The sequence below is a fragment of the Streptomyces pilosus genome, assembly GCF_014649835.1.
In the GTDB taxonomy this organism is placed as follows: domain Bacteria; phylum Actinomycetota; class Actinomycetes; order Streptomycetales; family Streptomycetaceae; genus Streptomyces; species Streptomyces pilosus.
Genome location: NZ_BMTU01000002.1, coordinates 402887 through 415537, shown reverse-complemented (window position 1 = coordinate 415537; position 12651 = coordinate 402887). Strand labels below are relative to the sequence as shown.

General features: G+C 72.8%; 12 protein-coding genes. 3 read left to right on the top strand and 9 right to left on the bottom strand.

The window, feature by feature from the left end:
• Positions 1-32: 32 nt before the first annotated feature.
• The 6 genes from IE118_RS06815 to IE118_RS06790 all read right to left on the bottom strand — a co-directional run bounded on the left by IE118_RS06815 (position 33) and on the right by IE118_RS06790 (position 4814).
• Entirely contained in the window at positions 33-218 is a 186-nt protein-coding gene (locus IE118_RS06815; protein WP_189556421.1) for a hypothetical protein, read from the bottom strand.
• A 176-nt stretch (positions 219-394) separates the two neighbouring features.
• On the bottom strand, positions 395-1090 hold the full coding sequence (locus IE118_RS06810) for a L,D-transpeptidase family protein (RefSeq protein ID WP_189556419.1): 696 nt from the start codon (positions 1088-1090) through the stop codon (positions 395-397).
• A 136-nt stretch (positions 1091-1226) separates the two neighbouring features.
• Positions 1227-2030: an SDR family NAD(P)-dependent oxidoreductase gene (locus tag IE118_RS06805; RefSeq protein ID WP_189556417.1), complete on the bottom strand. Its 804-nt coding sequence runs from the start codon at positions 2028-2030 to the stop codon at positions 1227-1229.
• Between the two features lie 50 nt (positions 2031-2080).
• Positions 2081-2995 (bottom strand): SDR family oxidoreductase, encoded by a 915-nt coding sequence (locus IE118_RS06800; protein ID WP_189556415.1) that lies wholly within the window; start codon positions 2993-2995, stop codon positions 2081-2083.
• Between the two features lie 101 nt (positions 2996-3096).
• Positions 3097-3726 (bottom strand): MBL fold metallo-hydrolase, encoded by a 630-nt coding sequence (locus IE118_RS06795; RefSeq protein WP_189556413.1) that lies wholly within the window; start codon positions 3724-3726, stop codon positions 3097-3099.
• Positions 3726-4814, bottom strand: a complete 1089-nt coding sequence (locus tag IE118_RS06790; protein WP_189556411.1) for an S-(hydroxymethyl)mycothiol dehydrogenase — start codon at positions 4812-4814, stop codon at positions 3726-3728. Before IE118_RS06790 ends, IE118_RS06795 begins: the two co-directional genes overlap by 1 nt.
• 134 nt (positions 4815-4948) lie before the next feature.
• Here IE118_RS06790 and IE118_RS06785 point away from each other — a divergent pair, with 134 nt between their 5' ends.
• The 3 genes from IE118_RS06785 (at position 4949) to IE118_RS06775 (ending at position 8876) form a co-directional block, all read left to right on the top strand.
• Positions 4949-6703, top strand: a complete 1755-nt coding sequence (locus IE118_RS06785; RefSeq protein ID WP_189556409.1) for an ABC transporter ATP-binding protein — start codon at positions 4949-4951, stop codon at positions 6701-6703.
• A 121-nt stretch (positions 6704-6824) separates the two neighbouring features.
• Complete coding sequence (locus IE118_RS06780) at positions 6825-7190, top strand: nuclear transport factor 2 family protein (protein ID WP_189556407.1); 366 nt, start codon at positions 6825-6827, stop codon at positions 7188-7190.
• 417 nt (positions 7191-7607) lie between these two features.
• Positions 7608-8876 carry a YncE family protein gene (locus tag IE118_RS06775; protein WP_189556405.1) on the top strand — a complete coding sequence of 423 codons (1269 nt, stop codon included), beginning with the start codon at positions 7608-7610 and terminating at the stop codon, positions 8874-8876.
• A gap of 182 nt (positions 8877-9058) precedes the next feature.
• On the opposite strand, the gene IE118_RS06770 is transcribed toward IE118_RS06775, so the two are convergent.
• The 3 genes from IE118_RS06770 to IE118_RS06760 form a co-directional block, all read right to left on the bottom strand.
• Positions 9059-9559, bottom strand: a complete 501-nt coding sequence (locus tag IE118_RS06770; RefSeq protein WP_189556403.1) for a metallophosphoesterase family protein — start codon at positions 9557-9559, stop codon at positions 9059-9061.
• A 135-nt stretch (positions 9560-9694) separates the two neighbouring features.
• On the bottom strand, positions 9695-9877 hold the full coding sequence (locus IE118_RS06765) for a hypothetical protein (protein WP_189556401.1): 183 nt from the start codon (positions 9875-9877) through the stop codon (positions 9695-9697).
• 122 nt (positions 9878-9999) lie between these two features.
• Positions 10000-12444 (bottom strand): SpoIIE family protein phosphatase, encoded by a 2445-nt coding sequence (locus IE118_RS06760; protein WP_189556399.1) that lies wholly within the window; start codon positions 12442-12444, stop codon positions 10000-10002.
• Between the last annotated feature and the right edge of the window lie 207 nt (positions 12445-12651).

The following is a 12651-nucleotide window of genomic DNA, read 5'->3' as shown; positions in this document are numbered from 1 at the left end:
GGTCGTCGGTGACGGGGCCGCCTGCGGTTCGCTCAGGCGGCCCTGGCCGGCTGCGGAAGAGCCGAGGCCCACTCCCGGACCAGGCGCTGGTACTGCTCGCGCTGTTCGACGCTCAGTGTCCCGCCCGACCGGAGCCACAGGGCCCGGATCTCCTCGTTGACCTCGGCCGCCGATCGCTCGGAAGAGGGTTCAACAGTGGTGGACATGCCGTGAAGCATACGGGGCCCGACGTGAAGACGCTGTGAGTAATCGCACCTACATCGGACATTTCCGACAGTGTTGCTGATCACGTCCATCTGCCGTATCTGCCGTGCAACGTGGGCGAGTTCACATCGCTCCCACCAGGGGCGCCCTCACCCGGGCCCGCGGGCGGGCCCGGGGGCGGCGGGCGGGATCAGGTGCCCGGCTTGCGGCCGTACACGTAGACGTCGTCGCCCTTCTTCAGCAGCGACCAGTACTTCTTGGCGGTGGTCCTGGTCATGTTGACGCAGCCGTGCGAGCCGGGCGGGTTCCACATGCTGACCCCGACCGAGTGGAAGGCCTGGCCGCCGTCGAAGAACTGGCTGTAGGGCATCGGCACGTCGTAGATCGTCGAGTGGTGGTCGATGTTGCGCCAGTAGACCTTCTTCAGGCCGGTGCGGGTCTCGTACCCGTTGCGCCCCGTGCGCACGGGGACGGGGCCGTAGACGAGCTTCTTGCCGTCCTGGATCCAGCTGAGCTGGAGCGTGAGGTTCACGCACGCGATCCGGCCCTTGTTGGTGGGGCACTTGCCTGCCTTGTTCGGGTTCTTCCCGACGGCCTTCTGCTTGTTCATGAGGTCCATCACGCCCCAGGTGACGGAACCGGCGTACCCGATGTTCGGCTTGATGCCGTGCTTGTTCTGGAAGGCCCGGATGGCCTTGCAGTCGGCGGAGGACTGCTTGCCGTCGACCGGTCGGCCGAGGAACTTCTCCACCTTCTTCTGGTGCGGGCCCGTCGAGGTGGTACAGCTCGCGGCCTGCGCCGGCGTGGCACCGAGCGCGATGGTCAGCGGAGCCACCAGCGAGGTGACTCCGAGGATCACGGCACTCCGTCTCCGTATGTCCCCCATGGTTCGTTCTGCCTTTCCGCAGCGGGTGTGGCGCATGGCCTGCGCACTCTGCCAGGTAGACGACTCATCGGGAAAATCGGTTGTACGGCACGGACCGTCCGCAACCGAACGGTGACATCCGGTCCCGGAACGGGACCTACCGCTCGGCTCCCGGACGGCGCACCGCCTGGCCGAAGGCCGTGTTCACCGCGGTGATCCCACCGTCGACCGCGAGGGTGGCCCCGGTGATCCAGGAGGCGTCGCGGGAGGCGAGGAAGGCGACGGCGGCCGCGATGTCCTCCGGTTCGCCGACCCGGCCCAGCGGGTACAGGCGCCGGAGCGCCTCGAGGTCGTCGTCCCTGCCGCTCCAGGCGCGGGTGCGGACGGTTCCCGGCGCGACGAGGTTGACCCGGACCCCTCGCGGCGCGGCGTGCCCGGTGAGGGTGCGGGTGAGGGAGATCAGTCCGGCCTTGGCGGCGCTGTAGGCGTGATTGCCGAAGTCCTGCAGGCCGTTGACGGAGCCGACGTTCACGACGGCCCCCCGGCCCGAGGCCTCGAGGTGCGGCAGCGCGGCGCGGCAGCAGCGCCAGGCACCGGTGAGGGTGACGTCGAGGTCCACGGCCCACTCCTCGTCCGGTTCGTCCTCGAAGCGGGGCGCGTCCGGGGTGCAGTGGGCGGCGTTGTTGACCAGGACGTCGAGCGAGCCGAAGGTGCCCACCGCGTGCGCCACGGCCGCCTCGACCGAGGCACGGTCGGCCACGTCGCAGGCCACCGCCTCGGCGCCGAGGCCCCGCTCCCGCAGGGCCGAGGCCGTCGACCGCGCCGCGTCCGGGTCGACGTCGGCCACCAGGACGCGCGCGCCCTCCTCGGCGAACCGCCGGGCGGTGGCCGCGCCGATGCCGCGTGCCGCCCCCGTGATGAGAACCCCGTATCCCTCGAACCGGTGCGTGTCCGTCGTCATGCGGTGACGGTATCCGCCGGACGATCACCGCGGCAGGGTGCCGGAGGGAATCAGCGGTAGCCGGTCACGTCCGCCGGCCGGCCCGCGTCCTGCACCTCGACCAGGTAGCGCCAGGCGTCCGGGCGGCTGCCGTCGAGGTCGGTGAAGCCGTACTCGCGGGCGAGGCCGCCGCTGGACAGGGAGGTTCCGTTGTAGCGGGCCACGTCCGGATCGGCGGCGAGGGCGGCGACGGCGCGCCCCACGTAGCGCGGGGTCTCCGAGATGGCGAAGTGGGGGACGTCGGTGAGGGCGTCGCGCCAGTTGTCCTCGCGGACCTTGAAGTGGTCGAGCATCATCTCCGAGCGCAGCCAGCCCGGGGTGAGGGCCACCGCCGTGGCGCCGCGCGGCCCGAGTTCGTGGCCGAGGGCGAAGGCCATCCGCAGGACGGAGGACTTGGCGAGGTCGTAGAAGAAGGAGACGCGGTAGGTGTCGCGGTTGTAGTCGGCGGTGCCGTCGGTCATCTCGACGACCAGTCCGCCCGGGGTGCGCAGCATCAGCGGCAGGGCGTGATGGCTGGTGATCGCGTGCGTCTCGACGGCGAGGCGGAGCAGCCGCAGACCCTTGTCCAGGTCGTGCTCCCAGACCGGCGCCTCCCAGTCGAAGAGGGTCTCACCGCCCCAGATGTCGTTGACGAGGACGTCCAGGCGGCCCTGCTCGCCGTCGATCCGGTCGACGAGCGCGCGGACCTGTGCGGGGTCGAGGTGGTCGGTGGGCACCGCGATCCCCGTGCCGCCGGCCTCGGTGACCAGGTCGGCGGTGTCCTCGATGGTCTCCGGGCGGTCGTACTCGGAGCGGCGGGCACGGGTGCTGCGGCCCGTGACGTAGACGGTGGCGCCCGCCGCGCCCAGTTCCACGGCGATACCCCGCCCGGCTCCCCGCGTCGCCCCGGCCACCAGCGCGACCTTGTCCTTCAGCTGCTCCGACATGTACGGCCTCCCGTCACCTCTGCTCGGTTTCCCTCATCGATGGTGACGGGTAAGCCGGACACCTTCTGTCGTCTTTTCGCGCCGGTCACCCGGGTGGCCCGTCAGTGGCCCCGTGCGATCCATTCCTCCAGGTGCGGGGCCTCCGCGCCGATGGTGGTGGGATCGCCGTGCCCGGTGAGGACCTTGGTCTCGGGCGGGAGCGCGAGGAGCCGGTCCCGGATCGAGTCGATGATCGTCGGGAAGTGGGAGAAGGAGCGGCCGGTGGCGCCGGGACCCCCCTGGAAGAGGGTGTCGCCGGTGAACACGGTCGCCAGTCCGGCGTCGTGGAGGCAGACCGCGCCCGGCGCGTGACCGGGGGTGTGCAGCACCGTGAGGTCGGCGCCGGCGGCCTCGATGACCTGCCCGTCGACCAGCCAGGCGTCGGGGTCGCGGTCGGGGTGGGTCTGCTTCCACAGGGGCAGGTCGTCGGGGTGCAGCCAGATGGTGGCACCGGTGCGCTCGGCGAGGGCGGGGGCGGCGTCGATGTGGTCGTTGTGGGCGTGGGTGCAGACGATGGCCGTCAGGCGCCGGTCCCCCACCGCCTCGGCGATGGCGTCGGCGTCGTGGGCGGCGTCGATGACGATCGCCTCGTGGTCGTCACCGACGATCCACACGTTGTTCTCGACGTCCCAGGTGCCGCCGTCGAGGCTGAACTGCCCCGAGGTCACGAGTCGTTCGATGCGGGCGGCCATCACAGCACCACCACCGAGCGCAGCACGTCGCCGCGGTGCATCCGCTCGAACGCCTTCTCCACGTCGTCCAGCTGGATGGTCTCGGTGACGAACGCGCCCAGGTCCAGACGTCCCTGGAGGTGCAGGTCGATCAGCATCGGGAAGTCCCGGGAGGGCAGGCAGTCGCCGTACCAGGAGGACTTCAGGGAGCCACCGCGGCCGAAGACGTCGAGGAGCGGCAGTTCCAGCTTCATCTCCGGGGTGGGCACACCGACCAGCACGACCGTGCCGGCCAGGTCCCGGGCGTAGAAGGCCTGCTGGTAGGTCTCGGGGCGGCCGACGGCGTCGATGACCACGTCCGCGCCGAAGCCGCCGGTGAGGTCGCGGATCGCCTCGACGGGGTCGGTCTCGCGGGAGTTGACGGTGTGAGTGGCGCCCATGGAGCGGGCGGTCTCCAGCTTGCGTGCGTCGATGTCGACGGCGATGATCTTCGCCGCTCCGGCGAGCCGGGCCCCGGCGACGGCCGCGTCGCCGACGCCGCCGCAGCCGATGACGGCGACCGAGTCGCCCCGGCCGACGGCGCCGGTGTTGATGGCGGCGCCGATGCCGGCCATCACGCCGCAGCCGAGCAGGCCGGCGACCTGCGCGGAGACGGCGGGGTCGACCTTGGTGCACTGTCCGGCGGCGACCAGGGTCTTCTCGGCGAAGGCGCCGATGCCCAGGGCCGGGGAGAGCTCCTGGCCGGTGGAGGCCAGGGTCATCTTCTGCTCGGCGTTGTGCGTGTCGAAGCAGTACCAGGGGCGGCCGCGCAGACAGGCGCGGCACTTTCCGCACACCGCGCGCCAGTTGAGGATCACGAAGTCACCGGGTTCGACGTCGGTGACTCCGTCACCGACCGACTCGACGACGCCCGCCGCCTCGTGGCCGAGCAGGAACGGGAAGTCGTCGCTGATCCCGCCCTGCTTGTAGTGCAGATCCGTGTGGCACACGCCGCAGGCCTCGACCCGCACGACCGCCTCGCCGGGTCCCGGGTCGGGTACGACGACCGTCTCGATCCGCACCGGCTCGTCCTTGCCGGGTGCGATCACGCCGCGTACTTCCTGGGCCATGGTGCTGACTCCTTCATCGGCCGGTGTCCGTCTCCCCGACCCTACGCGGGAACGATCGGTGGTGCCGACCGGCGTGCGGCGGGTGCACGGCGTCGACGTAGCCTGGAGCTTCATCCGTCACCGAGGGGGGCCACGTGACCGTCGCAGCCGAGGAATCCGGCCCGTCCGCCCTGCGGCTGCTGCTCGGGTACGTGCGGCCGCACCGGTGGGCCCTGCTGGGCGGTGCCCTGCTCTCGCTGATGACCGGTGCGACGGGGCTGATGCTGCCGCTGGTGGCGCGGGAGCTGATCGACGACCTCTCGGCCGACCGGGCCATCTCCGGGGCCCTGCTGCTGATGTCGGCCCTGGTGGTCGCCAACGCCGTGCTGGGCGGGCTGGGTTCGTACGTCCTGCGACGCACGGCGGAGTCGGTGGTGCTCGGGGCGCGGCGTTCGCTGTCGTCGTACCTGCTGCGGCTGCGGATAGCGGCCGTGGACCGCACCGAGCCGGGCGATCTGATGGCGCGGATCACCTCCGACACCACGCTGCTGCGGGAGGTGACCACCGACTCCCTGGTCGGCCTCGGCACGGGCGGGCTGACACTGATCGCGACCGTGGTGCTGATGGGATTCGTGGACCCGGTCCTGCTGGGTGTCACGCTGGGGGTGATCGCGGCCGCGGGGACGGTGCTCGGGGTCATCGTGCCGCGGATCAACCGCGCCTCCCGGCAGGCGCAGGACGCGGTCGGTGTGATGGGTGCCTCGCTGGAGCGGGTGCTGGGCGCGCTGCGCACGGTCAAGGCCTCGGGGGCCGAGCCCCGGGAGGAGCGGACGCTGCACGAGGCCGCACAGGAGTCGTGGCGGCAGAGCGTGCGCGCCGCCAAGTGGTCGGCCGCGGCGGGGAACACGGCGGGGCTGGCCATGCAGATCGCGTTCATCACGGTGCTCGCGGTGGGCGGTGCGCGGGTGGCGACGGGGGCCGTCGACATCGGGACGCTGGTGGCGTTCCTGCTGTTCGTGTTCTACCTGATGGCGCCGATCCAGGAGGTCGTCGGCGCTGTCACCCAGTACCAGGCGGGCAGCGCCGCCCTCGCCCGGATCCAGGAGGCGCTGCGGTTGCCCGCCGAACCGGCGGCCGGGCCCGCGGAACTGCCCACGCCCGGCGCGGCGCCCGCCTCGCTCGCCTTCGAGGACGTCCGCTTCCGGTACGCCGAGGACCTGCCGTACGTCCACCACGGGGTGACGTTCGCCGTGCCCGCGCAGGGCATGACGGCGTTCGTCGGCCCGTCCGGCGCGGGCAAGACCACGGTGTTCTCCCTCATCGAGCGGTTCTACGACCCGGGCGGCGGTGTGATCACCCTCGACGGCCGGGATCTGGCCGACTGGCCCCTCGGGGAGCTGCGGGCGGCGATCGGGTACGTCGAGCAGGACGCGCCGGTGCTGTCGGGCTCGCTCCGGGACAACCTGCTGCTGGGCAGCCCCGGGACGGACGACGACACGGTGACGCGGGTGCTGAAGACGACCCGGCTGGACGGTCTGGTGTCCCGGCTGCCGCAGGGTCTCGACACCCTCGTCGGGCACCGCGGCACCAAGCTGTCCGGCGGTGAGCGGCAGCGGGTGGCGATCGCGCGCGCCCTGCTGCGCCGGCCCCGGCTGCTGCTGCTCGACGAGGCCACCTCACAGCTCGACGCGGTGAACGAGGCGGCGCTGCGGGACACCGTCGCCGACGTGGCCCGTACGACGACGGTGCTGGTGGTCGCGCACCGGCTGTCCACGGTGACGACGGCCGACCGGATCGTGGTGATGGACGCGGGCCGGGTCCGTGCCGTGGGCACGCACCGCGAGCTGGTCACCGCCGATCCGCTGTACGCGGAGCTGGCGGCGACCCAGTTCCTGGCGACGGGCGGGTGACCGCGGGCCGCTGGTGCCGGAGCGGGACTTGCCTCGCCCGCCGGGCCGGAGGAGGCTCGTAGGAGAGGCCGTCACGGCCCGCCGGAGGTACGGGCCGCGGCCTTCCCGGGAGGTGGTCGGCATGACAACCGCGGCACAGTCCGGCTTCGGCACGGACACCCTGCGCCGGGGCATCGAGGCGGATACGGCGGCAGGGCTGGTGGCGCTGTACGCGGACGACGCCGAACTGCGCGTCGTCGACCGCAACACCCAGCCCAGTCATCCCAAGGTGCTGCGCGGCCGCGACGAGATCGCCGCGATGCTCGAGGACGTCTACAGCCGCGACATGACGCACTCGCTCGAGGCGTGCGTCGTCCAGGGTGACCACGCCGCCTATTGCGAGAGCTGCCGCTACCCGGACGGGGTGCGGGTGCTCTCGGAGTCGATGCTCACCCTGCGGGACGGGAAGATCACCGGTCAGACGATGATCCAGGCCTGGGACGAATAGCGCCACCGCCGTATCCCCTGCTTCGGCGGGGGTGTCCCGGGCGGCCGCCATTGGAGCTCTCGACGAGAGGTGAGGGACGCCGCCGTCCCGGGCGGGCGCCACCCCGCCGGGCGGGGCGCCGGTGACGCGGGCGATGCCGGGACGGGGGGACCGCCGCGGCGGACGCCGGCACCGGTGTCGTGCCGCGTCCGGCGCGCACGGGGGTGAGGAACTCCGTCATGCCGTGGACGCCGGGCACCGCCCGGGGCCACGGGGTCATCACGTCCGCGTGGCCTTCCGTCGTGTCCGGAGTCTTGTGGAGGAGGGAAACCCTTCCCTACTTTTCAGTAAGTTGACTCCGAAAACACCGATTCTCGGAGTGACGGCGCCTCGACTTGACATGTTCCACTCACCCCCACCGCAGAGGAGAGAGCAGTCATGCCGCTCCGCAGAACCAGGCACCTGTGCGTCCTCGCCGCCGCCCTCGCCCTGACCCTCACCGCTCCGGCGTCCGTCGCGAGCGCCGCCGGATCAGCCCCCGGCTCCCCCGCCGCCCTGCGCGAGGTGCTGTTCGTGGGCAACAACTGGGACGGGACCGCCGACGTCCTCGCCTCCGCCGGGGACCTGGCGAAGATCGGCCGGATCGACGTCGTCCCCGACAAGGCCGAACGGATGGCGGAGATCAACGCCGACCCGATCCGCTGGATCTACTTCATGGCCATCCGCAGCGGCGTCGGCGAGGGCCACGACCAGCTCGTCGACGACATGTACTCCACGCCGGACGGCACCTCGGTGGTGGTCTCCCGGCCGAGCTTCGCCGACGTGGTCTCCCTCGACCTCGCCACCGGCGCGGTCAACTGGCGCTTCCCGGTGTCCGGTTACCGCTCCGATCACATGGCCGTCTCCCCCGACGGCCGGCGTGTCGCCGTCTCCGCCTCGACCTCCAACAGGGTGCACGTCCTGGACATCGGGACGGGGAGGGAGCTCGGCTCGTTCGCCACCGGCGACAAACCGCACGAGAACATCTTCAGCGCCGACGGCAGGCACATCTGGAACATGTCCATCGGCGAGGTGAACACCGCGCTCGACGCCACCTGGCTGGACTGGACGAAGGGCGACCGGCGCATCACGGTCGTCGACGCCACCACCTTCGAGCAGGTCCAGGTCGTCGACATGCGCGAGCGACTCGACGCGATCGGCCTGAAGGACCACTCGGACGCGGTCCGCCCGGCCGCGTTCTCCCCCGACGAGTCGAAGCTGTACTTCCAGGTCTCCTTCTTCAACGGCTTCTTCGAGTACGACGTCACCACCGACCGGATCACCCGCACCAAGACCCTGCCGAAGAACCCCGCCACCAGCAGCGACCGCACCACCTGGGTCAACGACTCGCGCCACCACGGCATCACCATGAAGCCGGACGGCACGAAGCTGTGCGTCGCGGGCACGATGGACGACTACGCGACCGTCGTCGACCGGACGACCCTGCGGGAGGGACCGCTCGTCACCGTGTCCAAGCCGTACTGGGCGACGGTCAGCGGCGACGGGAGGTCCTGCGTGGTGTCGGAGAGCGGCGCCGACCGGGTCACCGCCATCGACTTCGCCACCGGAGCGAAGACCGTCTCCGTCCCCGTCGGTGACCATCCGCAGCGGGTGCGCCTCGGCCATGTGCGGGCCGACTGGACGGGTACGCCGGGATCCCGGCCCTAGCGGCCGCTTCCCCCGGGGGCGGTACCTCCGTGGCCCGGAGACCCGGGAGACGGGAGGTGTGTGAGCCGGGCCACACGGGGTAGTCGCCCTTCATCACCTCCGATCGTGGGAAGGAGGTCCGTGAAAGCGCACATACTCGCAGCGCCCGGGCCGCTTCCACCGAGACGAAGCGGCCCGGACCGTCAGCGCGGGGGCAGCCGGTGGAGGTCCACCTGCGTCAGCCGGCCTCCGGAGATCAGGGCGGTCATGTAGGTGCAGTGGGGCTGACGGCGGCGGTCGGTCGGGGAGCCCGGGTTCAGCAGACGGAGTCCCGTGGACGCGGTGGTGTCCCACGGGATGTGACTGTGCCCGAACACCAGCACGTCGGTGTCGGGGAAGCGGGCGGCACACCGTGCGTCCCGCCCTTGCGAGGGCCCCGTCTCGTGGACCACCGCGAAGCGCAGCCCTTCGAGTTCGGCGTACGCGGTCTCGGGCAGCCGGGCCCGCAGCCCGAGCCCGTCGTTGTTGCCGTACACGGCGATCAGCCTGCGGCTGCGGCTCTCCAGCAGGTCGAGGGTGTCGGTGTCGACCCAGTCCCCCGCGTGGAACACGACGTCCGCGCGGGGGACTTCCTCGAGCAGCGGCTCGGGAAGCCGCTTGGCGCGCTTGGGCAGGTGGGTGTCGGACATCAGCAGGAGTCGCACGCGTCACAGCCTAGGCGCGTCGACGGCCCGGGCCGTCCGTCCGGGCCCCCGCCGGGGCCGGTCCCGGCGGATCGAGTCGGAGGAAGGCGACGGTGTCTCGGCCCCCGCGTCTCCGGCATGATCCGCCGGACGGGCCTAGTCCTCGCCCCTGACGATGTTCGCCTCCGGGCCCGTGTCCGGGGCCGCGGTGGGGGCGACGCGCAGCTCCACGGCGGGCAGGCAGGTCCGCAGCGGTTCCTCCCCGCGCAGTCGCCGGGCGCGGGCCCAGCCGGTCTCCGGCCGACGGGGCCTCGGTTTGTCGCTGATCTCCGGTATCACGCCGCATCATCTTCCTTCTGCTTCCGCTCGCGCCCGGGTCCCCGGGAGGGCGTCGCACAAACCCTCCGCCGTCGTACGCGCCGGCGGAGCACATCGCGGGCGGTCCGGCCGGGGCGGCGAGGTCAGCGCAGGAGGAATTCCGCCCACACCTGTTTGCCCCCGCTGACCGGAAGCGTGCCCCAGCCCGCCGACACGGCCTCGACGAGCAGGATGCCCCGGCCGCCGGTGGCCTCCCAGCCGATGCTGGTGGGCTTCACGGGAGAGCGGGGCGAGGCGTCGGCGACCGCGAGGCGCAGCCTGTCCCCCACGAGGGTGAGGTCGAGGCGGACCTGGCCGTCCGTGTGCACCAGGGCGTTGGTGACCAGTTCGGAGACGGCGAGCAGGGCGGCGTCGACGTCCTCGCTCACGCCCCAGGAGCGCAGCGTGCGCCGGGTGAAGCGGCGGGCGTGACCGACGGCCTGGGGCACCCGCCACACCGTCCAGCTCTCCCGCAGCGGGAGCGCGGTCATGCCGTCGTAGCGCATCAGCAGCAGGGCGACGTCGTCGCTGCGCGGCGCCTTGCCGAGCAGGGTGTCGGCGACCGGCCCGAGACGGGCGGGGTCGGCCGCGGCCAGCTGCCGGGCGAAGCCCGCCATGCCCGCGTCGATGTCGGTCCCGGGCGACTCGACCAGGCCGTCGGTGGTGAGCGCGATCACCGTGCCCGGCTGGAGCCGGATCGGGCTCATGGGGAAGTCGCACTGCCGGACCACCCCGAGCGGCGGGCCGCCCTCCGCCTCCGCGATCTCCGTCCGGCCGTCCGGGTGACGCAGCACGGGCGGGAGGTGACCGGCGCGTACGCACCAGGCGGAGCCTTCCTCCATGTCCACGTCGACGTAGCAGCAGGTGGCGAAGAGGTCGGTCTCCATGTCCATGAGCAGGCGGTTGGCGTGGGACACCACCACGTCCGGCGGGTGTCCCTCGACGGCGTAGGCGCGCAGCGCGGTGCGCATCTGGCCCATGAGGGTGGCGGCGCCGGCGTTGTGGCCCTGGACGTCGCCGATGACGAGGGCGACGTGGTTGTCCGGCAGGGGGATCACGTCGTACCAGTCGCCGCCGAGTTCCAGGCCCGCGGTGCTGGGCAGGTAGCGGGCGACGGCTACCGCGCCCGGCAGGCGGGGCAGCCTGCGCGGGAGCAGCTGACGCTGGAGCATGCCGACCAGTTCGTGCTCGGCGTCGAAGGCGCGGGCCCGCATCAGGGCCTGCCCGGCGAGGCCGGCGGCGGCGGTGAGCAGGGCGCGTTCGTCGGCGCCGAAGTCGTGCGGGGCGTCCCAGCCGATCAGACAGGCGCCGACCATGCGGTTGCCGGCGGGCAGCGGCAGCACGGCCAGCCCGCCGGGGCCGACCTCGGCGAGGGCGCTCTCCAGCGGTGACCCCGCCGGCCAGATGCCGGCGCGGCCCTCCCGCAGGGCGGCGGCCAGGGTGGGCATGGTGCGCACGGGCGCGTCGGGCCACTCGGTGCGCCACTCCGCGCGCCACACCTCCGGCCACGCCTCCGGCTCGGGCGGGTCGAGGACGGTGACGACGAGCCGTTCGCTCTCCAGCTCGGCCAGCGCGATCCGGTCGGCGCGCAGCGGCCGGCGCAGCGCGGTGACGACGGCCTTGCCGACGTCGCGCACGGTGACCGCGGTGGCCAGGGCGGCGGCGAGCCGCTGGACGCGGGCCACGTCGGTGATGTCGGAGCGCAGCGTGGAGGCGTCCGTGACGGAACCCACCAGCCGGGCCGGGCGACCCTCCCCGCCGGGCAGCAGCCTGCCGCGCAGCCGGATCCACTTGGGCGGTCCCGCGGGCTGGAGCACCCGGAACTCCAGTTCCCGCTCGCCGATCGTCATGTGGTCGGCCTCCACCACGGACATCAGGGAGGGCAGGTCCTCCGGCACCGTCAGGCCGAGCAGGGTCTCCACCCGTCCGTCGAACTCCCCGGGGCCGAGACCGAACAGCTCCAGGACGTCCCCGTCGACCCGGACCCGGCCGGTGTCCATGGCCAGGCTGAAGCCGCCCGGCGGCAGCTCCGTGCCGTCGGTGGCGGCGGGCGGCGCGGGAAAGGCGACGGCGTCGGCGACCAGCCCGAGGCAGGCGCGGTCGTCGGCGTCGAACCCGCCGGGGCGCTCGCCGATCGCGAGGAGACAGCCGCCGCCGTCCCGGCTCACGGGCAGGGCGGCGAGGTGGAAGTCGCGGCGGGGCACCCGCCTGGACTGGGCCTGCGCGGCGAGGTCCCGCGGCCCCAGCCACACCGGCCGGCCGCGGTACGCCTCGGCCACCGGCGAGTGCTCCGCGAGGGGGTAGCTGTCCCGCACCCCGCACAGGGTCCTCGGCACACCGGCGGACTCCGCCAGACAGAGCACCTCCCCGTCCGCGCTGGGCGCGTACACGCCGGCGAAGGCGGCGCCGGCGAAGACGAGGGCCTGCTCCAGCGTCCTGCGCACCCGGTCGGGTGACTCCGGGTCGGCCGCGATCGCCGCGAGGGCACCTTCCGCGCGCAGCGTCCTCGTGCTGCGTCCCGCAGCGCCCTCACCGACCACGTTGGCCATTACAGCGCTTATGGGACACGGGCGCAGCCCCTGGGGGCGTTCGGCTGCGGACCGGCTCGCCGGTCGCTCCCGGGCGGTCCCGGCGGGCGGGCCGTGGAGACCCGCCCGGAGGGGGTGACCGGAGTGGTGCTCCGCGCCTGCGGACGGCGACCGGTCCGTTCTCCCCCTCGGCGCACGGCCCCCTTCCCCGCCGCTCGTCGTGCGCGA

What these genes read in the sequence shown, in the direction of transcription:
- IE118_RS06795 (WP_189556413.1), bottom strand. Translation starts at nt 3,726, where the DNA reads ATGGCCGCCCGCATCGAACGACTCGTGACCTCGGGGCAGTTCAGCCTC.
- IE118_RS06760 (WP_189556399.1), bottom strand. Translation starts at nt 12,444, where the DNA reads ATGGCCAACGTGGTCGGTGAGGGCGCTGCGGGACGCAGCACGAGGACG.
- IE118_RS06810 (WP_189556419.1), bottom strand. Translation starts at nt 1,090, where the DNA reads ATGGGGGACATACGGAGACGGAGTGCCGTGATCCTCGGAGTCACCTCG.
- IE118_RS06800 (WP_189556415.1), bottom strand. Translation starts at nt 2,995, where the DNA reads ATGTCGGAGCAGCTGAAGGACAAGGTCGCGCTGGTGGCCGGGGCGACG.
- IE118_RS06775 (WP_189556405.1), top strand. Translation starts at nt 7,608, where the DNA reads ATGCCGCTCCGCAGAACCAGGCACCTGTGCGTCCTCGCCGCCGCCCTC.
- IE118_RS06790 (WP_189556411.1), bottom strand. Translation starts at nt 4,814, where the DNA reads ATGGCCCAGGAAGTACGCGGCGTGATCGCACCCGGCAAGGACGAGCCG.
- IE118_RS06805 (WP_189556417.1), bottom strand. Translation starts at nt 2,030, where the DNA reads ATGACGACGGACACGCACCGGTTCGAGGGATACGGGGTTCTCATCACG.
- IE118_RS06815 (WP_189556421.1), bottom strand. Translation starts at nt 218, where the DNA reads ATGCTTCACGGCATGTCCACCACTGTTGAACCCTCTTCCGAGCGATCG.
- IE118_RS06780 (WP_189556407.1), top strand. Translation starts at nt 6,825, where the DNA reads ATGACAACCGCGGCACAGTCCGGCTTCGGCACGGACACCCTGCGCCGG.